The 20,603-nt window shown below is 63.0% G+C and carries 24 protein-coding genes; 18 read left to right on the top strand and 6 right to left on the bottom strand.

The window, feature by feature from the left end; all coding sequences use genetic code 11:
- Positions 1–53 precede the first annotated feature (53 nt).
- The 4 genes from H6979_10885 to H6979_10870 all read left to right on the top strand — a co-directional run bounded on the left by H6979_10885 (position 54) and on the right by H6979_10870 (position 3,224).
- Positions 54–1,370 (top strand): DEAD/DEAH box helicase, encoded by a 1,317-nt coding sequence (locus H6979_10885; GenBank protein ID MCP5140353.1) that lies wholly within the window; start codon positions 54–56, stop codon positions 1,368–1,370.
- 126 nt (positions 1,371–1,496) lie between these two features.
- Positions 1,497–2,138, top strand: coding sequence for a TetR/AcrR family transcriptional regulator (locus tag H6979_10880; GenBank protein ID MCP5140352.1), 642 nt, complete (start codon positions 1,497–1,499; stop codon positions 2,136–2,138).
- A gap of 1 nt (position 2,139) precedes the next feature.
- Positions 2,140–2,712 carry a hypothetical protein gene (locus H6979_10875; GenBank protein ID MCP5140351.1) on the top strand — a complete coding sequence of 191 codons (573 nt, stop codon included), beginning with the start codon at positions 2,140–2,142 and terminating at the stop codon, positions 2,710–2,712.
- Positions 2,709–3,224: a DoxX family protein gene (locus H6979_10870; GenBank protein MCP5140350.1), complete on the top strand. Its 516-nt coding sequence runs from the start codon at positions 2,709–2,711 to the stop codon at positions 3,222–3,224. The genes H6979_10875 and H6979_10870 overlap by 4 nt, the downstream gene beginning before the upstream one ends.
- 6 nt (positions 3,225–3,230) lie before the next feature.
- Here H6979_10870 and yrfG read toward each other — a convergent pair whose 3' ends face one another.
- Complete coding sequence (gene yrfG / locus H6979_10865; protein MCP5140349.1) at positions 3,231–3,878, bottom strand: GMP/IMP nucleotidase; 648 nt, start codon at positions 3,876–3,878, stop codon at positions 3,231–3,233.
- Positions 3,879–3,946: 68 nt separating this feature from the next.
- Between yrfG and cysQ the strand changes: the two genes are divergently transcribed.
- The 5 genes from cysQ to glk all read left to right on the top strand — a co-directional run bounded on the left by cysQ (position 3,947) and on the right by glk (position 8,040).
- The gene (gene cysQ, locus H6979_10860; protein ID MCP5140348.1) at positions 3,947–4,753 is read left to right on the top strand and encodes a 3'(2'),5'-bisphosphate nucleotidase CysQ; all 807 of its coding nucleotides are present in this window, start codon (positions 3,947–3,949) and stop codon (positions 4,751–4,753) included.
- Positions 4,754–4,783: 30 nt separating this feature from the next.
- Positions 4,784–5,005, top strand: a complete 222-nt coding sequence (locus H6979_10855; protein MCP5140347.1) for a YdcH family protein — start codon at positions 4,784–4,786, stop codon at positions 5,003–5,005.
- A 549-nt stretch (positions 5,006–5,554) separates the two neighbouring features.
- On the top strand, positions 5,555–5,968 hold the full coding sequence (gene arsC / locus H6979_10850) for an arsenate reductase (glutaredoxin) (protein MCP5140346.1): 414 nt from the start codon (positions 5,555–5,557) through the stop codon (positions 5,966–5,968).
- A 50-nt stretch (positions 5,969–6,018) separates the two neighbouring features.
- Positions 6,019–7,059, top strand: coding sequence for an ACR3 family arsenite efflux transporter (gene arsB / locus H6979_10845; GenBank protein ID MCP5140345.1), 1,041 nt, complete (start codon positions 6,019–6,021; stop codon positions 7,057–7,059).
- Positions 7,060–7,086: 27 nt separating this feature from the next.
- A complete protein-coding gene (gene glk, locus H6979_10840) occupies positions 7,087–8,040 on the top strand; it encodes a glucokinase (GenBank protein ID MCP5140344.1) in 954 nt (317 codons plus the stop codon).
- Here the strand turns inward: glk and H6979_10835 are convergent.
- Together H6979_10835 and aroE are read right to left on the bottom strand one after the other, a co-directional pair.
- Complete coding sequence (locus H6979_10835) at positions 8,037–8,429, bottom strand: methylated-DNA--[protein]-cysteine S-methyltransferase (GenBank protein MCP5140343.1); 393 nt, start codon at positions 8,427–8,429, stop codon at positions 8,037–8,039. The two genes, glk and H6979_10835, sit on opposite strands and share 4 nt — an antisense overlap.
- A 3-nt stretch (positions 8,430–8,432) precedes the next feature.
- Complete coding sequence (gene aroE, locus H6979_10830) at positions 8,433–9,287, bottom strand: shikimate dehydrogenase (protein ID MCP5140342.1); 855 nt, start codon at positions 9,285–9,287, stop codon at positions 8,433–8,435.
- Positions 9,288–9,387: 100 nt separating this feature from the next.
- On the opposite strand from aroE, the gene H6979_10825 reads away from it, so the two are divergent.
- The 5 genes from H6979_10825 to H6979_10805 all read left to right on the top strand — a co-directional run bounded on the left by H6979_10825 (position 9,388) and on the right by H6979_10805 (position 13,230).
- Positions 9,388–9,681 (top strand): hypothetical protein, encoded by a 294-nt coding sequence (locus tag H6979_10825; protein ID MCP5140341.1) that lies wholly within the window; start codon positions 9,388–9,390, stop codon positions 9,679–9,681.
- Between the two features lie 110 nt (positions 9,682–9,791).
- The gene (locus tag H6979_10820) at positions 9,792–10,094 is read left to right on the top strand and encodes a hypothetical protein (GenBank protein MCP5140340.1); all 303 of its coding nucleotides are present in this window, start codon (positions 9,792–9,794) and stop codon (positions 10,092–10,094) included.
- A gap of 27 nt (positions 10,095–10,121) precedes the next feature.
- Positions 10,122–11,033: a DUF4437 domain-containing protein gene (locus tag H6979_10815; GenBank protein ID MCP5140339.1), complete on the top strand. Its 912-nt coding sequence runs from the start codon at positions 10,122–10,124 to the stop codon at positions 11,031–11,033.
- Positions 11,034–11,045: 12 nt separating this feature from the next.
- Entirely contained in the window at positions 11,046–12,182 is a 1,137-nt protein-coding gene (locus H6979_10810) for a hypothetical protein (GenBank protein ID MCP5140338.1), read from the top strand.
- Positions 12,183–12,216: 34 nt separating this feature from the next.
- Positions 12,217–13,230, top strand: a complete 1,014-nt coding sequence (locus H6979_10805; GenBank protein MCP5140337.1) for an LLM class flavin-dependent oxidoreductase — start codon at positions 12,217–12,219, stop codon at positions 13,228–13,230.
- A gap of 297 nt (positions 13,231–13,527) precedes the next feature.
- Here the strand turns inward: H6979_10805 and H6979_10800 are convergent, their stop codons facing one another.
- A complete protein-coding gene (locus H6979_10800; GenBank protein MCP5140336.1) occupies positions 13,528–14,637 on the bottom strand; it encodes a succinylglutamate desuccinylase/aspartoacylase family protein in 1,110 nt (369 codons plus the stop codon).
- A gap of 35 nt (positions 14,638–14,672) precedes the next feature.
- Between H6979_10800 and H6979_10795 the strand changes: the two genes are divergently transcribed.
- From H6979_10795 to H6979_10780, 4 genes are read left to right on the top strand one after another with little or no spacing between them, the layout of a single operon-like run.
- Complete coding sequence (locus tag H6979_10795; GenBank protein MCP5140335.1) at positions 14,673–16,445, top strand: GNAT family N-acetyltransferase; 1,773 nt, start codon at positions 14,673–14,675, stop codon at positions 16,443–16,445.
- Complete coding sequence (locus H6979_10790) at positions 16,442–17,035, top strand: DNA-3-methyladenine glycosylase I (GenBank protein ID MCP5140334.1); 594 nt, start codon at positions 16,442–16,444, stop codon at positions 17,033–17,035. The genes H6979_10795 and H6979_10790 overlap by 4 nt, the downstream gene beginning before the upstream one ends.
- A 17-nt stretch (positions 17,036–17,052) precedes the next feature.
- Entirely contained in the window at positions 17,053–18,273 is a 1,221-nt protein-coding gene (locus H6979_10785; protein ID MCP5140333.1) for an MFS transporter, read from the top strand.
- Between the two features lies 1 nt (position 18,274).
- Positions 18,275–18,691: a c-type cytochrome gene (locus tag H6979_10780; protein MCP5140332.1), complete on the top strand. Its 417-nt coding sequence runs from the start codon at positions 18,275–18,277 to the stop codon at positions 18,689–18,691.
- A 20-nt stretch (positions 18,692–18,711) separates the two neighbouring features.
- On the opposite strand, the gene H6979_10775 is transcribed toward H6979_10780, so the two are convergent.
- Together H6979_10775 and H6979_10770 are read right to left on the bottom strand one after the other, a co-directional pair.
- Positions 18,712–19,566, bottom strand: coding sequence for an HDOD domain-containing protein (locus tag H6979_10775; protein MCP5140331.1), 855 nt, complete (start codon positions 19,564–19,566; stop codon positions 18,712–18,714).
- Between the two features lie 91 nt (positions 19,567–19,657).
- Positions 19,658–20,539, bottom strand: coding sequence for an AEC family transporter (locus tag H6979_10770; GenBank protein ID MCP5140330.1), 882 nt, complete (start codon positions 20,537–20,539; stop codon positions 19,658–19,660).
- Positions 20,540–20,603: the final 64 nt, after the last annotated feature.

Here is a 20,603-nt window from a genome sequence, read left to right as displayed (position 1 = left end):
CTCCGTCCGGTTCGGGGTCGTTTTTTGAATGAGCTACTCCACTGTAGGACACCATGAGCCAAGAGAAGAACATGACCTTTGCCGAGCTGGGACTGCCAGCCGAAATCCTTGCGGGCATACGTACCGCGGGCTTTCAGCAGTGCACACCCATCCAGGCACAAACCCTGCCAGTCGCACTCAAGGGCAAGGATATTGCCGGACAGGCGCAGACCGGCACCGGCAAGACCGCTGCCTTCCTGATCGCGATGTTCAACCACCTGCTGACCCATCCGGTGCCGCGTCAGAACACATCTTCGCCGCGGGCGCTGATCGTCGCGCCCACGCGCGAGCTGGCTGTGCAGATCCATTCCGACGCCGAAATCCTCGGCAGCAGCACGGGACTGCGCATGGCAGTGGTCTATGGCGGCGCCGATTACGACAAGCAGCGCGAGATTCTCCAGGCCGGCGTCGATGTGCTGATCGGCACGCCCGGCCGGCTGATCGATTACTTCAAGCAGCACGTCTACACGCTGAATCACGCCCAGGTGCTGGTGCTCGACGAAGCCGACCGCATGTTCGATCTCGGCTTCATCAAGGACATCCGCTACCTGCTGCGCCGCCTGCCGCCACCGGAAAAGCGCCTGAACCTGATGTTCTCCGCGACGCTCGGGCACCGCGTGCTCGAACTCGCCTACGAGCACATGAACAACCCCGAAACCGTGCAGATCGAACCGGACAAGAAGACGGTCGATCTGGTCACACAGATCGTGTATTTCCCCAGCAACAAGGAAAAGGGACCGCTGCTGGTCGGCCTGCTGCGGAGCATGGCAGCCAAGCGCACCATGGTGTTCGTCAACACCAAGCGGGCAGCCGAGGAGATCGCGCGACTGCTCGAATTCAATGACCTGCCGGCCGAGGCCATCAACGGCGATGTGCCGCAAAACAAGCGGCTGCGTCTGCTCAAGGCCTTTCAGGAAGGCACCCTGCCCGTTCTGGTCGCCACCGATGTCGCCTCCCGCGGCCTGCATGTGCCGGATGTCAGCCATGTGATCAACTATGACCTGCCGCAGGAAGCTGCCGACTACGTACATCGCATCGGGCGTACCGCACGTGCGGGTACCAGCGGCGACTCGATCAGCTTCGCCTGCGAAACCTATGCGTTTTCGCTGCCGGAGATCGAAGCCTACATCGGCCATCGCATCCCGACCGGTGCTGTAGACAGTGGCCTCCTGGAAGGCGTGAAAACCCCGCCATGGCAGCCCCGCAAATATCCGCCGACCGGCGGACGCCCGCCCCGCCGCGGTGGCGGAACTGGCGGTGGGGGCGGCAGTGGCAGCAGTGGTGGACGCGGCAAGCGACCTGCGGGTGGTCAGCGCGGGCGCGGCCGATAGCGGCCAGCGCCAACCCGGCGGCTCGTCGACGTGGCAATAGATCGGCCCGCGGCGTAACGGGCCGGCAAGTGAAGGGCATCATCATTCGTTGCAGCCCGATGTTACCGCGCGGTAACATCGGCACCCATGCCATCAAACCCGACAACCAGAAACGCAACGCCCAGTAGCCGCAGTACCACCGAAGAAGCCCTCCTCGATGCGCTCGAAACCGTTCTGCAGCGCGACGGTCTGCGACAACTCAGCGTGAATGCCGTGGTCGAAGCCGCTGGCGTCGGCAAGCCGCTTTTGTACCGCTACTTCGGCGACCTGCAGGGACTGGTGCAAGCCTGGGGCAAGCGGCGTGGATTCTGGGCAGAGGTCGGCGAGACCGGCCCGGCCAGCCGCCAGAAACCATATGACCAGAGCTTCAGGCAGCAGATCGCGGACGAACTGGTGGCCAGTGCCGAGCATCTGCGCGCCCATCCGGTCACGCTGGAATTTCTTGCTGAAGAACTGACGGCAACGTCTGACCTTTCGGCCGCCTTTGCCGAAGCACGCGAGAACTGCCGCCGCCCGTTTCTGAAAACCATGCTCGGCGACCGGCGCTATCTGCGCCGGGACAACCACCGCGTGATCGTCATCATTCATGCCGCGCTGATCTATCTCGCCATGCGTTCGCGGCGTTCACCCAATTTCATGGGACTGCGCCTCGATACCGACGCCGGGTGGCGCGACGTGCTCAACATGGCGCGCGAACTGGCGCAGCTGCCGGAAGAACAAGGAAGCTGAAATGGGTATGTGTTTTCTCATGCGCAGACAAACGCTGGTGTGGCTGGCGGCAGGACTGCTGACGGTGCCTCTGTTGCCGGCACATGGGCAGATCAACAACAAGGCCTACACGGATTACTTCCTGGTCGGCCGGTTCGGTGAAGTCTGCACCATGTGCGATGTGATGGTGCTGTGCGAGGCCGGTACTTTGCCGCCTGCACACCAGTCCGTTCCGACAGACGGGAGCTTTACCCTCTACCACATACAGCCACGCACCTTCTGGTCGCAGGTCGCGACGATCCGGGAGTGGTTCATCGCCAATTTCAGTTCCAGGCAACTCGAGAGCGGCCATCGACGTCCGGTCACGATATACACAGTCAACGATGGTGTATGGGCACCACCGGTGGCCGGTGAACTGCATATCGCCATGGACCCACCTTTGCTCGCAATGTCCGACGGACGCGAGATCGAACGCATCCACCGCGGCTGGCAACAGTCCGCGCCGCCGGCGAAGCTCGGCTACTGCCAGCGATTGCCGCTCTGGGATGCGCTGGCCGTGATCGACGCGCACAGCCCCGGAGGGAGCGCGCCATGACCCGGGAAACCGGGAGCGCGCAAAGTGTCTGGACGGCGACACGCTGGCGGGAGCATCCGCTACGGATGGTCGGCATCGTGATGCATCTCGTGCTGCGTGAGCTCTATGGGCTGTTCTGGATCGCCGCCGGCGTGAACAAGCTCCGCAAGGACTGGCTGACCACCGATATCCTCAAACAGGTTTTCGAGGATCGTCTGACAGAGCTGCACCCGGCCAGCCTGCAGGTGATGTTCCTGCAGGACTTTGCGATCCCGCTCTACAAACTGGTCGCGGTGTTCGTCACGGTCAGCGAACTCTACGTCGGCGTCGCACTGCTGCTGGGCCTGACCACGCGCTGGGCTGCGGCGGTCGCGCTCATCAATCTGCTGGGCTTCTCGGCGGGCGGGTACTACGACGCGTCGCTGATTCCGTTTTTTGCGCTCGGCATCATGATGATGAGCTGGCCCTCGGGGCGCTGGCTGGGACTCGATGGCCGGCTGTCACGCAGATACCCCGGCTCACGCTGGTTCTGACCGTCGCTACTCCAGATGACCGAGCGCCTCGACCGAGGCGTGCCCATCGACAGTACGCGCGGGCCGCAGGCTGTCGGGGCGGTTCACGGCCAGGATCCCGCGGATGCCATAGGCACGTGCCGCATCGAGCACCGGCGTACTGTCGTCGATGAACAGCGTCTGTTGTGGATCGAAGCCCAGACGCTCCTGTGCAGATGACCAGAATGCCTGCCGCTCCTTGGGCACGCCGAACTCGTGCGAGGACACGAAGACATCGATGTAACGGCCCAGTCCGGCGACGCTCTTCTTCATGTCCAGCGCATCACCATGCGCATTGGTGACCACGGCGACATGCTTGCCGCTGGCATGAAGCCGGGCCAGAAACTCCTTCGCACCGGGCAGCAAGCGCACCCGATGACTGCTCGCATCCTTGAGTGCGCGCAGATCCAGCGACAGTTCGGCTGACCAGTAATCCAGGCAATACCACTCGAGCCGGCCCTGCATGCTGGCAAAACGCTCAAATAAATCCGGCACGATTTCTTCAGGCGTGGAGCCACGATTGCGCGCCAGGCATCGGGGCACGAGTTCGCGCCAGAAATAGTTGTCATAGGCAAGATCGAGGATCGTGCCATCCATGTCGAGGAGGATCGTGTCGAAGCTTCGCCAGTCGTGCATGCGCCTGTTCCGGCTGATGTCGGCCACGGGGTTGCCCGGGCCGGGGCCGGATTGTACCGTCCGCGCCCATGATCACAGAACTGCAAAGCCTGCTGCCGCGCGTTCAGGCCATCGCCCGGGCGGCTGGCGGCGAAATCAACCGCATTTACGCCACGGCCTTTGGCGTGGAGACCAAGGCGGACAACTCTCCGCTGACCGCTGCCGACCGCGCGGCACATGAGGTTATTGCCGCGGCGCTCGCGCAGCTCACGCCCGGCGTCCCGCTCTGGTCCGAGGAGTCCGGCACGATCCCCTGGGAAACGCGCCGGCACTGGACCAGTTTCTGGCTGGTGGACCCGCTGGACGGCACGCGGGAATTCATCAAGCGGAACGGCGAGTTCACGGTGAACATCGCGCTGGTTGACGACCACCGGGCTGTACTCGGCGTGGTTCATGCGCCCGTTTCCGGTCGCGACTACTGCGGATATGCCGGCGGTCCCGCACTGCGCACTGATCCGGGCGACGCGCCGCGCGAGATCCGCGTGCGTCGCCCGGCCTCGCCCCCGGTCCGCGTGGCCGGGAGCCGTTCGCATCGCGGCGCCAGCCTCGACAGCTTTCTCGGGCAACTGGGCGCACACGAATTCGTGTCGATGGGCAGTTCACTGAAGTTCTGCCTCGTGGCCGAAGGCACCGCGGATGTGTACCCGCGCCTCGGCCCGACCTCCGAATGGGATACCGCAGCGGCCCAGGCCGTGGTCGAGGCAGCCGGAGGCAGTGTGGTGGATCTCGATGGGCGGCCACTCCGCTACAACACGCGACCGGAAGTGCTGAACCCGTACTTCCTTGCCAGTGGCGATCCGGACCGGGACTGGCTGGCCCTGCTGCACTCCCGGTAGACGGTCCGCGACTGCTAGACTGGCAGCACGATGAGCGATGACGACAACATCAACACGAATGTCTTCAGTGACCTCTGGCGACTGAAGGAGTTGCGCGTCGCGCACCGCGATCTCGACGCGGCGATCGCGGCACTCGATCGCTTTGCAGCCGAGGATCAGCTGCGCATCCGGCGCCTGAAGAAAGAGAAACTGCGCCTCAAGGATCTCATCACGCGGCTGGAAAGCGCGCGGATTCCCGACCTCAACGCCTGAGGGCACTTGGGGGCGAAGCCAAAGCGGTGCTACGCGGAGACACTCGCCGTCGGCAAATCTTACACGGGCGGCAAGCCTGTAAGTCTTTGTCCAAGAACGGGTTTATACGGGGAACGTGACGCGGTTCACCTGATCCCCGGCGTCGGGCGTCGCCCTGCTATACAAATCGCCCCGGGAGCGGCGAGCAGCAACCCTACCTCCATCGCCAGGCCAGCGGCAGGGCACCGGTTTCGTGTGACGACAGTCACGGTAAAACGGCTATTTTCCGGATTCTGTCAAGTCGACGGGCGCTCCGCGCGAGGCTGGCACGTTTGCTGCAATTACTTCAGCGAGGACCCCGCTGAACGATCAACCGAGAAAGCACAGCAGCCCACACCCCAAAAACCCAAGCCCAAACCCAATGATCGAACAGCAACCTCAATAAGAAGAAGAAAAACAAAAACAATAAAAAGCTGAATAGCACCATCCCAAGCCCAATCTTGCCGCCCCCTGCCCAGGGGCGGCTTTTTTTTGGGCCTCCGGAAGCGCGCCCGGATAAAATGCGGCGGCATGCAAACCCTGATCTATCACAATCCCGACTGCGGCACTTCGCGCAACACCCTGGCGATGATCAAGGCCTCAGGTGAAGACCCCGAGGTCATCGAGTATCTCCAGACACCGCCCAGCCGCGAACGGCTGCTTGCATTGCTGTCGATGATGGGGATCGCTCCACGCGACCTCCTTCGGCGCAAAGGCACGCCGTACGATGAACTGGGGCTCGACGATCCGGCATTGAGCGATGATCAACTGATCGATGCCATGATGGCGCATCCGATTCTGATCAATCGGCCGATCGTCGTGACGGACAAGGGCGCCCGTCTGTGCAGGCCCTCCGAGCGTGTGCTGGATATCCTCGAAAATCCTGTCGAACACTTCACCAGGGAAGACGGCAAAGTGATTCGCTACCCGGGAGCAGGGCGATAAGCCGGAATACCGCTCGCCCGGAGTCACAGGCTCCAGGCACCTCGGAAGCCATGGGGCTGTTCGAGCGTTTACTCTCTGTCTGGGTGGCCTTGGCCATCGTGGCGGGTGTGCTGCTGGGGCAGTTCGCACCGGCCATACCCGATGCCCTGTCGCGCTTTGAGTATGCCCAGGTATCGATCCCGGTTGCGGTACTGATCTGGGCGATGATTTTTCCCATGATGGTGCAGATCGATTTCACGTCGATCCTCGGTGTACGCCGCCAACCCAGGGGGTTGGTCATCACCACCGCGGTCAACTGGCTGATCAAGCCCTTCACCATGTTCGCGATCGCCTGGTTTTTCCTGACCGTCTTGTTCGCGCCACTGATCCCTGCGGAACGGGCCAGCGAGTATCTGGCCGGGGCGATTCTTCTGGGCGCTGCGCCCTGCACCGCCATGGTCTTCGTGTGGAGCTACCTCACCCGCGGCGACGCCGCCTACACCCTGGTCCAGGTCGCGCTCAACGACCTGATCATGCTGTTTGCCTTTGCGCCCATCGTGGTCTTCCTGCTCGGCGTGTCGAACATCCAGGTCCCCTGGGATACGGTCATCCTGTCGGTGGTGCTCTACATCGTGATTCCGCTGGGCGCCGGCTACCTGACCCGTCGAACCGTCATCAAACAGCGCGGCCTCGAGTGGTTCGACAAGGTCTTCATGAAGCGACTGACACCAGTCACCCCGGTCGGACTGATCATCACCCTGGTGCTGCTGTTTGCCTTCCAGGGCGATGTCATCATCGCCAACCCGCTGGATATCCTGCTGATCGCCATCCCGCTGGTCATCCAGACCTTTTTGATCTTCTTCATTGCCTACGGCTGGGCCAAAGCCTGGAAGGTGCCCCATAACATCGCGGCACCTGCCGGCATGATCGGTGCCAGCAACTTCTTTGAGCTGGCCGTCGCGGTTGCCATCTCGCTGTTCGGCCTGCAGTCCGGTGCGGCACTGGCAACCGTCGTGGGCGTGCTGGTGGAGGTGCCGATCATGCTGACCCTGGTGCGCATCGCCAACGGCACCCGTGACTACTTCCCGGTTGCCCGGGAAACCCGGGGCTGAGTCAGAGCCCATGCAGGATCGTCCCGCGTGTATCCTGCACGCATGCGCTGGCTGATCGCAGATATCGGTGGAACCAATACCCGTTGTGCGGTAGCAAGCCCGGGCGGCGTTCTTCAGTACACGGAAAATTTCCGTAACCGGGATTTCCCGGGCCTCGACCGCCTGCTCGGCGCTTATCTTGGCATGCTGCCGCCGGCTGAAAGGCCGGACGAAGCCGTACTGGCCATCGCCGCACCGATCCAGGGCGATGAAGTCCGGATGATCAACATCAACTGGAGTTTCTCGGTCAGCGCACTGGCTCGCGCGCTGTCACTGCGCCGTGTCACTCCGCTCAACGATTTCGCTGCACAAGCCTACGCCTTGCCGGTACTCGGTCCGGCCGACCTGCTGCAAATCGGCGGCGGCCGGGAAGTCGCCGGCGCGCCGAAGGTGGTGCTCGGTCCGGGCACGGGACTTGGTGCGGCGGGACTCGTGCAGATCGGCGGGCGCTGGCATGCCATCACTGGCGAGGGCGGCCACGTCACCATGGCGCCGAGCGACGAGCGTGAAGCGCGCATCATCGCGCTGGGCCGCGAGCGTTTCGGTCATTGCTCGGCGGAGCGGCTGATCTCCGGCGCCGGCCTCGCTTTTCTTTATATGGCATTGCACGGCGGTGAGCTGCTGACGCCGGATGAAGTCGGCGCGCGGATTGTCGCCGGCGAAGCGGCCGCCCTCGAGGCGCTGGAGGTGTTCTTTCAGCTGCTCGCCACGGCGGCCAGCAATCTCGCCCTCACCTTCGCCGCTTTCGGCGGCGTCTACATCGGTGGCGGCATCACACCGAGATACCTTGAACAGCTGATAACCTCGGGCTTCCGCGCACGTTTCGAGGACAAGGGCCGTTACCGCCCGTTTCTCGCCGACATCCCCACCCGGGTCATCATTGCCGATCAGCCCGCGCTGCGCGGACTCGCCGCCTTCGCCGAAGCCGACAGCCAGGGCTAGTCGCGCAATGGCCTTTCCGGGAGGTCCGGCATCGGCCCCCACAGCAACTCATCCAGACGCGGTGCCCAGCGGTACACGCGCATATTCACGCGACCGGCGTCTACAACGATGCCCTCCGCGCGCAACCGGCTGATCTGGGTACGGTAACCGCGACTCGATACCGGAATGGCGATGCGGCCGTTCACCGCGATCACGCGATGCCACGGCAGGCCCAGTTCAGCGGGCGCATGCCGGAGCGCACGGGCAGTCTGTCGCGCACCGCGCGGCAGTCCGGCCAATGCGGCGATCTGCCCGTAACTGGCAACCCGCCCGGGCGGAATGGCCGCAATGATTCGCCAGATCGCCTGCATCTGCGTTGGTCGCCCGGCATCAGGCCGCGGCAGCGGCATGGCTCAGGCCAGACGTTTTTGCATCGTATCGGTGGCGCCCGGTGAACCCGGCAGTTTCGCGATGATGGGCCTGGTGTCCGGCCGTACCCCGCGCCACAGATAGAAGGACTCAGCTGCCTGCTCCACCAGCATGCCCCAGCCCTGGCTGATGCGGCCGGCACCATGTTCACTGGCCCAGCTCACGAAAGGCGTGTCATGCATCGCGTAGGACAAGTCGTAGCACAGCGTTTCCGGGCCGAGTATCGACGGCGGGAACGGCGGCAACTCGCCGTGCAGGCCCGCCGAAGTCGCGTTGATGACCAGATCGAAGCTCTGTCCGCCGAGTTCCTGGAACTGACAGGCGAGAATCCGCCCCAGCAGGCGAAAATCGCGCGCCAGATCACGTGCCTTTTCGGGCGTCCGGTTGGCGATGACGATTTCGCGTGGTTTGGTCTCGAAAAGGGCGGGAACGATGCCGCGCGTCGCACCGCCGGCACCGAGTATCAGGATGCGGGTACCCGAGAGCCGCAGGCGCAGGTTCTGGCGCAAATCATTGACGAGACCCGCGCCGTCGGTGTTATCGCCCTCGATCGCACCATCAGCGTGCATGATCAGGGTATTCACCGCACCGGCCAGCTCAGCACGGGAGGTCAGCCGGGAGGCGATCCGGGCAACCGCGGTCTTGTGGGGCACCGTCACATTGAGGCCGCGGACGCCCTCGGCAAACAGCTGCCGGACCCGCTCGGCCAGGACTTCCGGAGCGATATCCCAGGCCTCGTATGTGATGTCCTGCCCGGTCGCCTCGGCAAACAGCCGGTGGATAACCGGCGACTTGCTGTGCGCGATCGGATGGCCGATAACTCCGTAACGGTCGGTCATGTCGTCGTTCCCCCTGGGATCCCGCCGGCGATAGTCTGCTATCTTTTTCCATAATGCAGCCTCTGTCGAGGAATAATCCGTCGGGTACAGGCGTTCAACCATGAGCAGCAGCTACGGCCTTGATGCCTACTCACCCGCCGAGATCGCCCAGCGGGTCCATGAAGCCTGCCTCCTGAAAGCACGGCTATCGTTCCTGCAGCTGGCGATGCTCGGCATGCTGGCCGGCGCTTTCATTGGCCTGGGTGCACTTTATTACGTGATCGTGGTGAGCGACCTGCAACTGGGCTTTGCCATGCAGCGGGTACTGGGGGGCGGCAGCGCGCTCGTGTACTACGTGATCTACCGGCGCCCGGTCAATTCTCGCAGCACATCGGGGCCGGACCGAACACCGTAGGTCAGCATGCTCTGGCCGAGGTGCGGTCAACAAGCCGCGGGCCGGACAAGATGCGGTTGATATAGTCGCTATGCTTGCAACAACTCATCCAAGACGCTGGAGCGCGTGCAATGTCAGACAAACCGGTTGATCTGGGCCAGATTCGCGGCGACTGGGATTTTCATTCCCGCTACGTCACCAATGCGATGGAGCAGACACTAAAGCGTGTCAATAAACTCTGGCGCAGCCTGAAGCGGGCTGCACCGAAGTCCGGCCAGGTTCCGGTCAGCGGGCCGGTGATGGATGAATTCATCGAAGCCTGCCGGCAGACACGCGCACTGTGCGACGATTTTCCGCTGCTCGAAGAAGCCCGCCCGCTGAAGCGAAAAAAAGCGGCCAGCAAGAAGCGCAAGCCGGGCCGCAAGGCACGCTAGCAACGGCAGGGCGAAGGGAGAACGACAATGCGTCCTCATGTGGAACTGATCCAGGAAGCCGACCTCGTCTGGCACCCGGCGGAACTTACCCGCGGCAGCGGCAAGGCCCGCCAGCGAAACCTCTCCTACGACGAGGAAAACGGCGGCGCCTCGACACGCGTGGTTTTTGAATCGGCCTGGAGCCGCCCGGCCGGCTACCATCACGGTGACGTCGAGTGGTATGTGATGTCCGGTCAGGTGAAGCTCGGCGATCGCCTGCTCGGCCAGGGCGCCTACTTCCGCGCGCCGGCCGGGCTGTGCGTTCCGGCGATACAGGTAGCCGCCGGCACCGATGTACTGATATTCCGCGAATTCGGCGACTGGGGATTTTCCGTATCCGCAAAGAACCGCAGCCGCTTCGTCGCGCGTGGCGGAAATACCGCTTCCGACAAGCAGGGCGAACTGGTCATCGCCGATACCAACCGCATGGAATGGATGCCCAACGCCTATGAAGGCGATACGCAGCGCTTTCTCAAGCTCAAGCTGCTTTATCACGATCCCGCGCCGCCGGGACAGAACGACAAGGGCTTTGTCACCATGCTCGCCTGGGCACCACCCGGCTGGTCGGATGACCGCATGGTGCATCACCCGGTCTTCGAAGAGGCGTACAGCCTCGACGGTCATCTGGTCTACAACTTCGGCACGCTGGACGCCGGCACTTATTTCTTCAGACCCGCGCGGGTCAAGCACGGCCACTTCGTGGCCGGTGAAGAACGCGGCTGGACCGGCTTCTTCAGGCTCGACGGCACACTGCTCAACTGGATCACGGTCAACGAACGCGTCATCGTCGAAGGTGATGCAATCAACTACGACCCGAAATCAAGGTACGAGGCGCCGGTAATTGCCGGCATTCCGGTCCGCTCGCGCTCAACGGGAGAGTGGGACCTCGACGGCCGATAGGGGCTGATCTCCATGCAACAGAACAATTCGATTCGCCAAGGCGACACCCGTTACTGGATGTTGCTGACCGCAGCCATCAGCATGACCATACCGTTTCTGGCGAACGCGCAGACGGACCATTCGCAGCATGCCGCTCAGGACGAACATGCCGGACACGATGGCGGCCGCGACGAACTCGGCCGGCGCCTCTACGGCATGAAGCACCAGATGTCGCCCGAACTGACGGCCGAGTTGCGCCAGAAGATCCCGCTGTTCGCAAAATATACCGACGCCCAGATGAACCTCTCCATGGAGCAGATGGGTGAGGACTACAGCTGGTACATCAGTCCCGCTGATCTGCATGCCGGTCAGGGTGTGCTGATCCTGTTGCACGGCTTCCGCGAACAGGGCGACAAGCTGTTCCGGGAGCGGGTACAGCCCATCGGCGATGTCCTGCCCACGGCACTCGGCGTCGGCATGGCAATGATGATGTCCGAGCATATACAGCTCGCGCTTGATGACCTGCAGGCCGCGGGCGCGAAGGAGGTCGTGGTCGTACCGATCGTGTCGTCCACCCACGACGAGATGTACCGGCAATGGGAATACGTGCTCGGCCGGCGTGCAGAAGCTTCATATGCGACGGTTGGCCAGGTGGAGACCGATACTGTTCTGCATCTGGTCCCGCCGCCGGGCACTGATCCGCTGATCGCGGAAATCCTGCTCGACTACGCGATGGAAATCAGCACGGATCCGAAGAACGAGGTGGTGATCATCGCCTCCCACGGACCAGCCGGCGCGGCAGACAATGCCCAGACGCTCCGGAATCTGGAAACCATGGCGAAGTACGTGAAGGAAGACGGCGGCTTCGCAGCGGTGCGGGCCGGCACCTTGCAGGATGACGCCGTGCCGGAAGTGCGGGCCGCCAACGTACAGAAACTGCGGGCCATGGTGGAGAGCGCCACAAAGGACGGCAAAAAGGTGCTGATCGTAACCAACCTGGTCGGCGCCCGGACCATCCAGGCAAAACTGCGCCGTGATCTCAAGGGACTCGACTACGCCTTCAATGCCAAGGGTATCGTGCAGCACGACAACTTCATCAAGTGGATCAGCGAAAGCGTCCACTCCGCGCTGGAGAAGTCAGCCTACAAACCGGTCTCGGCAACGCACTGACAACTGGCACTGCTGCGAGCCTTCCGGAGCCGTCATGCGCATCGATGTCATTCTCGAGGCCAACAATCCGCCTGAAACCATACTGAAGCTCGGCCGTCTGGCCGAAGAGCAGGGTCTCGGCGGTGTCTGGGTGTCAAACATGAATGACGCCCGCGATCCCTTCATCAACTTCGTGCCGCTGGCGATGCAGACAGAGCGCATTCGCCTTGGCCCCATCGCCGTAAGCCCCTTCGAACTGCATCCGCTGAAGATGGCCAGCTCACTGTTGACGCTCAACGAAGTGGCTAAGGGTCGCGCGCAGATCGTTGTCGGGGCTGGCGGCGGTACCGCAACCGCGATGGGTGCAAAACCGCTGCGGGTGGTGCGCGCCGTGCGGGAATGCGTGGAAATCCTCAAGGCTGCTGCAACCGGCAAGCCAGTCAGGTATCGGGGGGAGATCTACGAGATCAAATGGTACAACCCGGCCTGGGTGCACAGCCCGCCGCCTGCCATATATGTGGGCGCCGGTGGCCCGCAGATGCTGCGCGCCGCGGCGCGCTACGCAGACGGCATCATGGTCAGCGATTTCGTGGTCGAACAGGTGCGCAAGGCGCGGACGATCGTCGATGCCTCCCTCACCGAGGCGGGCCGCGATACCACGACTTTTCCGATGAACAATTTCTGGGCCTGGCACGTGAAGGAAAGCCGGGAAGAAGCGGAGCGCGAAGCGCGCATCTGGCTCACCGTACGCGGCACGCTCTATCCGCCGCATATCGACGCAGTGCTGGAGCCGGACGAGGCAGCCATCGTCAACCGGAACATCAACAACTTCATCCGCGCCTACAACAGGAAGAGCGATGTCATCGAAGGCGTGCCGGACTCGATCGTCCACAAGCTCACGCAGCGCTGCACATCAGCCTGCTCGCTCAGGGATCTGGACCAGGAAATCGACCGCCTGCGCCGGTTTCAGGCGGCGGGTCTTACCGAAATCGCGCTGCGGATCTACGAGAACCCGGCCGAGACGATCAGGGTTCTGGGCGAACGGGTCGTACCGGCACTGCGCAACTGAGGCTGTTGCCTGCTCAGCGTACTGGCCCAGGTTTTCGTATACGCGCCGACCCTGGTAATCGTGACGCGGATAGACGAGTAACTCGTCAGACAGGGTAAAGAGCTTGCCCCACGAGACCTCAAACGCACTCCGTAGTGCCGCGGTCGCGGTTCGGAAAGTCTTGCTGCTACCGTGAGTACACGGTGAGCGCTTGCAAGACTTTCCCGCCCACGCCCGCTGTGGGCGTGGGCATTCCGCAACCGGAATCATTTCCGTTGCAACGGTCGGCGGCGGGAGAGGCTGACCTGACCCAGGCGGTCATTCAGGCCGGAACGCTCTGGCTTCGCTGACCGGTGCCGATGCAACATGCACCAGCGCGTAGCCCGAGAACACGATCTGCGGAACCGCCATGCCGATGATCTGGCCCTCCAGCGGTGAGGGCAGATCGAAGCGTTCATCGGTGAAGGGATCAAAGATGCGGGCGATGAAATCTCCCTTGCGCACACTGTCACCGAGTTTGCGCACAGGGTAGAACACCCCGCCATTGCCGAGCGGCACACGCACCCAGTTCGCCCTGCTGAAAATGCGCGCCTCCGGCGTCGGGGCCGTTGCCTGGCCGTTGCTCATGCCCAGCCCGATCATGATGTTGCGCACCCCCTGCACGCCATGCTCGATTTCCATCGGTTCAAAGCGCAGTGGCAATCCGGCCTCGTAGATGATCGACGGTATCCCCGCATCCATCATTTCCCGACGCAGGCTGCCCTTCGGACCCGCACCACCCAGCACGACGGTGGCACCAAAACGCCGCGCCAGTTCGAGTGCCTTCGCATTGGCAAGATCCACGCGCACCTGTGGCAGGTTGGCCCGATCGAAGGATCCGGTATGCAGATCGATCAGTGCATCACAATGCTCGCTGAGCGTGCTGTACAGGATACCGGCGATGAGCGCCGTATTGTCGCTGCCGGCTTTGCCAGGAAACGCGCGGTTGAGGTCGCGTCGATCCGGCATGTAGCGACTGCCGGTACGAAAGCCGTTCGCATTGGCCGCCGGTACGGCGATGAGCGTACCGGAGAGGCGAGCCGGATCGAGGCGGGCGAAGCTTTCACGAACGATTTCAAAACCATTGCGCTCATCACCATGAATCAGCGCGGTCAGGCACAGCGTGGGGCCGGGTTTCGCGCCACGGGCAACGAATACCACCGTATCGAGGAACGAACCCTCGAAGGTCTGTGTGAGCTGGTAGCGAAACTTCCGTTTCTGGCCCGCCGGGATCTCGCGATCGAGAAGCTGCAGGGGCCCCCAGGCAGTTGAGCTTGAGGGTGCGGGTGCGGCTGCGCCCTGGCCGTGAACCTGGATCGAAGCGAACAGGGCAACGGCCATCACCAGCAGGGCGATCACACGCATGGGCAGTACTCTTTTCACGGTCACGCCATTGTCCCTTATTGGTTCATACTAAGGCGCATATGTTCATCATCCGGCGCGTCTTTGACGACACCACGGAGACCAGTCGGCGTCTCCTCGCCCAGGCGCAGGATATCCTGCGCAAGCAGTTTCAGCTGCTCAGCGAAGCCGAAATCAGCAAGCTCGCGGAGCAGTTGCGCGATCCCCTCAAGCACCGCTTCCGCGCCATTCTGTTCGTGGCCGAGCGCCGTGAACAGGTGGTGGGATTCGCCCTCCTGCTGCATGCCCCCGACCTGCGCTTCTGCTATCTGGACTTCATCGCCACTGGAGCCGATGAGATGGGCCAGGGACTCGGCGGTGCCCTCTATGAACGCGTACGCGAAGAGGCGCTGCGCCTGAAGGCGCGCGGCATCTTCCTGGAATGCCTGCCGGATGATCCGGCCCTGAGCCCTGACCCGGCCATCCGCAGTGCGAATGCTGCCCGCCTCAAGTTCTACGAGCGCTATGGCGCGACCCCGATAATCAATACCCGCTACGAAACGCCGCTGAAGGCCGGCGATACAGACCCGCCGTACCTCGTATTCGACAACCTAGGCCAGAACGAAGCGCTGGCGAGGCGCGATGCCCGGCGAGTCGTTCGCGCCATTCTTGAACGCAAATATGGTGACTATTGCCCGCCGGCATACATCAAGGATGTGGTCGCCTCGATCCGCGACAATCCGGTGCGCCTGCGCGAACCCCGCTACGTCAAGACGCCGGAACGCCAGGCCGCACCGCGCGCCGCACCACGTCAGCGGCGCATCGCCGTAGTCATCAACGACCGCCACCAGATCCATCACATCCGCGAAAGCGGCTATGTGGAAGCACCAGCGAGGGTACGGGTTATTCGCCGCGAGCTGGCCAAGGTCGATCTGTTTGACGATCTGCGGCCACGCCGTTACAGCGAAGACTGGATTACCACCGTACACGACCCGGGGCTGGTGGATTTCATCAAGCGGGCCAGTGCGGCGGTCAAGCCCGGCCAGTCCGTTTACCCCTACGTATTCCCCCTGCGCAACAAGGCGCGGCCGCCACGGGAATACCCGCTGCGCGCCGGCTACTACTGCATGGACACCTTCACGCCGATCAACGAGAATGCCTACCGGGCAGCGCGCCGCGCGGTCGACTGCACCCTGACGGCCGCCGATGCCGTACTCGACGGACATACCGCAGGCTATGCGCTGGTGCGGCCGCCCGGCCACCACGCCGAACGCGAGGCCTTTGGCGGCTTCTGCTATTTCAACTCCGCCGCGATCGCCGCCAACTACCTGAGTCGTTATGGCAAGGTCGCGCTGCTCGATGTGGACTACCACCACGGCAACGGTTCGCAGGACATCTTCTACAAGCGCAGCGATGTCCTGACCGTTTCGATACACGGCCACCCCCGTGACACCTATCCCTACTTTTCCGGATTTGAAGACGAGACCGGGAGCGGTGACGGCGAGGGCTTCAATCTGAATATTCCGCTGCCGGAAAAGATCGGCGGCGAGCGCTACCGGCAATCGCTGGCGCAGGCGCTCTCGCGCATCAGCCGCTTCAAGCCTCACATACTGGTGGTATCTCTCGGTCTCGACACCGCCCGCAACGACCCGACCGGCTCCTGGTCGCTGGGTGCAAAGGACTTTGACCAGAACGGCGCGTTGATCGGGGCGCTTGGGCTGCCGACCCTGATCGTCCAGGAAGGCGGCTACAACACGCGCACGCTCGGCGTGAACGCCAGGCACTTTTTTATCGGCCTGTGGCGCGGACTCACTGTCGGGCCCGAGAGCCAGGCCGACGGCACGGGAGCGCCGTGAAACGCGCCGCGGATTCAGCACCGCGCAAACTTCGCTGCCCATGGTCCGAAGGGGTCAGCGCCGCATACCTTGACTACCACGACACCGAATGGGGCGTACCGGTACACGATGACCGCAAGCAATTTGAATTCCTGATTCTCGAAGGGGCACAGGCCGGATTGTCCTGGTCAACAGTTCTGCACCGGCGCGCCGGCTACCGGCGTGCCTTCGCGGATTTCGATCCACACAAGGTCGCGCGCTTCACGCCAGCACGCATCGAAAAGCTGCTGCTGGATCCCGGCATCATCCGCAACCGGCTCAAGGTCAGCGCCGCAGTGAGCAATGCGCGGGCATTTCTGGAACTGCAGGACGAGTTCGGCAGCTTCGATCGCTACATCTGGGGTTTCGTGGATGGCAGGCCGGTCGTAAACCGCTGGCGCGATCAGTCCGAGGTGCCGGCAACCAGCCCGATCTCGGACGCACTCAGCAAGGACATGAAGAAACGCGGCTTCCGCTTCGTCGGCAGCACGATTCTCTATGCACACCTGCAGGCGACCGGACTCATCAACGACCATCTGCTCGGTTGTTTTCGGCATACGCAGTGCCGATAGCACCTGATCCGGAACTGATGGCACAGGCGCGCCGTCGACTGCCTGGCGGTGTCATCGCCCTGGGTTTGGTGTCCCTGTGCATGGACGCCTCTTCCGAACTGGTGCACAGCCTGTTGCCCGTATTCATGTCGTCGGTGCTCGGCGCAAGCCTGTTGAGCATCGGCATCATCGAAGGCATTGCCGAAGCCACCGCTGCCATCACCAAGGTATTTTCCGGGGTATTGAGCGATCGCTGGCAGCGGCGCAAGGGCCTGGTGGTTCTCGGTTACAGTCTTGCGGCATTGACCAAGCCGATATTCCCGTTGGCGGAGTCTCTGGCCGCAGTCCTCAGTGCCCGTTTCCTGGACCGTATCGGCAAAGGCATCCGGGGTGCACCCCGGGATGCGCTGGTTGCCGATATCACACCGCCAGCACTCCGCAATGCCGCCTATGGCTTGCGACAGTCGATGGACTCCATGGGCGCCTTCATCGGCCCGCTGCTTGCCGTGAGCCTGATGCTGCTCTGGCACGACGATATCCGTGCCGTGTTGTGGGTCGCGGTGGTGCCGGCGGTACTCGCAGTCGTACTGCTCATGGCCGGTGTGCAGGAGCCTGACCGGGCAGCGTTAACCGAGAAGGCGCATGGACGGCCAGGCCGCAGTCCGCTGACACCGGGCGAACTGCGCCGCCTCGGGACACGTTACTGGTTGATCGTGCTTTTCGGCGGCGTACTGACGCTGGCGAGGTTCAGTGAAGCATTTCTGGTATTGCGCGCCCAGGACCTCGGCGTGACGCTTGCCTGGATCCCCGCCGTGCTGGTGGTGATGAACGTGGTCTACGCCGCTTCATCCTATCCGGCGGGTCTGGCCGCCAGCCGTTGGTCGCGGCGCACGCTGCTCGGGATCGGGGTCGCGATGCTGCTGGTCGCGGATCTGGTCCTCGCCCTGGCGACTTCCCCTGGCCTCGTATTTCTCGGTACCGCACTCTGGGGCCTGCACATGGGTCTGACCCAGGGCCTGATCGCCGCACTGATTGCCGACACCATCCCGGCCGATCAGCGTGGCACGGCATTCGGCTTCTTCAACCTGATAACCGGCATCCTGATGCTGGTCGCCAGTGTCGTTGCGGGTGGACTGTGGGACGGCTTCGGTGCTGCAGCGACCTTCCTCGCCGGCGCGGTGTTTTCAGCGCTTGCTCTGTGCGGCTATCTCGCGTGTGCCAGAATGTTCAGGTCGGCAAACAAATCGGGGAGTCACTGAAATGATTGCATTGGCTGGCTCAAGCCTTGTTCTCCTGCTGGCAGCTGCCGATATTCCTCCGGCGACAATCCAGGCCATCGATGCGAAGTACCGGGGAAGCGTCGAACAGGCTTTCCAGGCGCACTGTGCAGACTGCCACGGCAGTATCCCCGCCGGACTTCAGGACCCGGCCCGTTCAACCGCCGGCAAGAAGAGCAGGAAGGCCCACAAGAAGTGGAGCATGGATGACGGCTTTCCTTTCCCGAGCAAGTGGGACCTGCCGAAACTCATGACCGAGATCCGCAAGGCAACGGCCGATGACGATATGCCGCCGCCGAAGTACGAGAAGCAGAAGGGCTCGACCATGTCCGATGCCGAGCGCAAAGCCATCGTCAAGTGGGCCACGGACGCCGAGGCCTTGCTGAAAGTCGCACCATAGCTTGCTGGTGCACCAGGTGATCAGTTGGCCAGCGCCTGTTGCATGGTCTCGATGTCCTCCTGACTGCTGAGCATCAGGTCCGTGAAGAAGCCCTTGCCGAGATTGACGCTGCCGAGCATGAATTCCGCGTCGGGGTGTCGGGTCAGCAACTCCGGTTCGGCACCAAGACGATGTTTCAGTTTCGCAGCGGACAGCAGCCGGGTCAGCGGTTCGAGTTCGGCCGAGCCGCCGTTGAGCAGGTAGTCCTGGTTTTCCACCGCCGCACAGATGCGTACCGGCAAACCCCAGGCTTCGAGTATGGCTTTGCCGATCACCGGTTGCCAGGTCTCGAGGATTTCGCTGAACTCGGGATCCGCGCGCATCGTCGGATCTTTCTGGTGCGCGTGCATGACGATGTAGAGCCTCCCGATCGAGTGCAGCAGGCCGGCAAGCATGGCTTCATCGGGCTGACGGCCGAAAGCCTGCTTGGCAACGGCAAAGCAAATCGCCGCGACGTTGTTGCTGGTGGCCCAGATCTGTTCGAGGTCCGGTCGAATCGAACCGAGCGCCTCGTTGCGGCTGAGCTGGCGCAGGGCAAAGGCAGTTGAAACCGTACGCACGTGATTGAAGCCGAGGCGGTTGACCGCGTTGTTCAAGCTTGCCACCGGGGAGCCGGCGGGATTCATCGCAGCAGAGTTTGCCATCTGCATCAGCCGGGCACTCAGTACCGGCTCCGAACCGATGATGTTGACGATGTCCTTGATGGTGGTCCGGTCGCTGATCAGCGCGACCTGCAGACGGCGCACGACATCCGGAAATGCCGGCAGGTCGAGTTCCGGGCGCAGATTCACTGCCAGTTGCTGAACGAATTCGAATGCCCTGGAATTGACTGTCATGCAAGTCACCCTGTGTCCCAAATCCCGCGGCAAGTATGGGCAGACAGGCGCGGCAATGGCATGAACACCGTCGCGCTTTTGCCCAGCCAATTCAGGACGGCAGCGCCACGAGCAGCAGCAGGGGTAAGGTGACAAAGGAGACCAGCGTCGAAATCACGATGGCACCGGCGATCTCGTCAGGGTGCCGGTCATAACGGGCTGCCAGCAGATAATTGAAGACCGCAACCGGCATGGCGCTTTCGATCAGTACGACGCCACGCTCAGTCCCTTCGAGCCCGAAGAACCACACGAGGCCCAGGCCAACAGCCAGGCCGAGACCCAGGCGCGCCAGCGCCAGCGCCGCGGCGACCGGCAGGCGTTTCACCGCAAAACTGCCGAGTGCATGACCGAGCGCCACCAGCATCAGCGGAATCGCCATGCCGGCCAGCAACTGCACGGTATTGCCGAGCCACGCAGGCAGCGTCGTCTCCGTGGCCAGCAGCGTAACGCCCAGCACGGCGGCATAGTTCACCGGCGTGGTCAGCAAGGTACGCCAGACCGGCCGCCGCCCCTGGAACAGCGGCCCGACCAGGAACTGCGAGACCGATCCGACCAGGTAGAAGCCGATGGCAAGGCCCAGCCCCCGCGGCCCGAAAGCAAACAGACACAGCGGCAGACCCAGGTTGCCGGCATTGCCGAAAGCCACGGGTGGCAGATAGCTGCGCAGTGGCTGGCCCAGCGCGCGCAGGACAACACCACCCACCGTGGCACAGACGATCAGTGCCAGCACCGCGTAGCCGATCATCGACATGAACAAGGGCACGTCGGCCTCAAGCCCGGCGGTGCCCTGCAGGATCAGGCAGGGCACACCGACATTCATCACGATGCCGGTCACGAACTCGCGATTGAATGGCGCAGCGAGTCGCGCCCAGCCATAGCCGAGCAGGGCGACGATGAATACCGGGGCAATGATCGGGATGAGCTGGCTGTACATCGGGGCGGTATGCTAGCCGAAGCGGACCAGCTGTTCGTGACAGGATTCAGCCCGGCAATGCTTC

Source organism: Chromatiales bacterium (genome assembly GCA_024234935.1).
Taxonomy (GTDB): Bacteria; Pseudomonadota; Gammaproteobacteria; order Steroidobacterales.
The sequence above is the reverse complement of the archived record's forward strand: the minus strand, read 5'-3'. Positions and strand labels throughout refer to the sequence as shown.

Bases quoted from the DNA above. Each gene is read 5' to 3' on its own strand.
- H6979_10885 (MCP5140353.1), top strand. From the start codon at position 54: ATGAGCCAAGAGAAGAACATGACCTTTGCCGAGCTGGGACTGCCAGCC.
- H6979_10880 (MCP5140352.1), top strand. From the start codon at position 1,497: ATGCCATCAAACCCGACAACCAGAAACGCAACGCCCAGTAGCCGCAGT.
- H6979_10875 (MCP5140351.1), top strand. From the start codon at position 2,140: ATGGGTATGTGTTTTCTCATGCGCAGACAAACGCTGGTGTGGCTGGCG.
- H6979_10870 (MCP5140350.1), top strand. From the start codon at position 2,709: ATGACCCGGGAAACCGGGAGCGCGCAAAGTGTCTGGACGGCGACACGC.
- yrfG (MCP5140349.1), bottom strand. From the start codon at position 3,878: ATGCACGACTGGCGAAGCTTCGACACGATCCTCCTCGACATGGATGGC.
- cysQ (MCP5140348.1), top strand. From the start codon at position 3,947: ATGATCACAGAACTGCAAAGCCTGCTGCCGCGCGTTCAGGCCATCGCC.
- H6979_10855 (MCP5140347.1), top strand. From the start codon at position 4,784: ATGAGCGATGACGACAACATCAACACGAATGTCTTCAGTGACCTCTGG.
- arsC (MCP5140346.1), top strand. From the start codon at position 5,555: ATGCAAACCCTGATCTATCACAATCCCGACTGCGGCACTTCGCGCAAC.
- arsB (MCP5140345.1), top strand. From the start codon at position 6,019: ATGGGGCTGTTCGAGCGTTTACTCTCTGTCTGGGTGGCCTTGGCCATC.
- H6979_10835 (MCP5140343.1), bottom strand. From the start codon at position 8,429: ATGCCGCTGCCGCGGCCTGATGCCGGGCGACCAACGCAGATGCAGGCG.
- aroE (MCP5140342.1), bottom strand. From the start codon at position 9,287: ATGACCGACCGTTACGGAGTTATCGGCCATCCGATCGCGCACAGCAAG.
- H6979_10825 (MCP5140341.1), top strand. From the start codon at position 9,388: ATGAGCAGCAGCTACGGCCTTGATGCCTACTCACCCGCCGAGATCGCC.
- H6979_10820 (MCP5140340.1), top strand. From the start codon at position 9,792: ATGTCAGACAAACCGGTTGATCTGGGCCAGATTCGCGGCGACTGGGAT.
- H6979_10815 (MCP5140339.1), top strand. From the start codon at position 10,122: ATGCGTCCTCATGTGGAACTGATCCAGGAAGCCGACCTCGTCTGGCAC.
- H6979_10810 (MCP5140338.1), top strand. From the start codon at position 11,046: ATGCAACAGAACAATTCGATTCGCCAAGGCGACACCCGTTACTGGATG.
- H6979_10805 (MCP5140337.1), top strand. From the start codon at position 12,217: ATGCGCATCGATGTCATTCTCGAGGCCAACAATCCGCCTGAAACCATA.
- H6979_10795 (MCP5140335.1), top strand. From the start codon at position 14,673: ATGTTCATCATCCGGCGCGTCTTTGACGACACCACGGAGACCAGTCGG.
- H6979_10785 (MCP5140333.1), top strand. From the start codon at position 17,053: ATGGCACAGGCGCGCCGTCGACTGCCTGGCGGTGTCATCGCCCTGGGT.
- H6979_10780 (MCP5140332.1), top strand. From the start codon at position 18,275: ATGATTGCATTGGCTGGCTCAAGCCTTGTTCTCCTGCTGGCAGCTGCC.
- H6979_10775 (MCP5140331.1), bottom strand. From the start codon at position 19,566: ATGACAGTCAATTCCAGGGCATTCGAATTCGTTCAGCAACTGGCAGTG.
- H6979_10770 (MCP5140330.1), bottom strand. From the start codon at position 20,539: ATGTACAGCCAGCTCATCCCGATCATTGCCCCGGTATTCATCGTCGCC.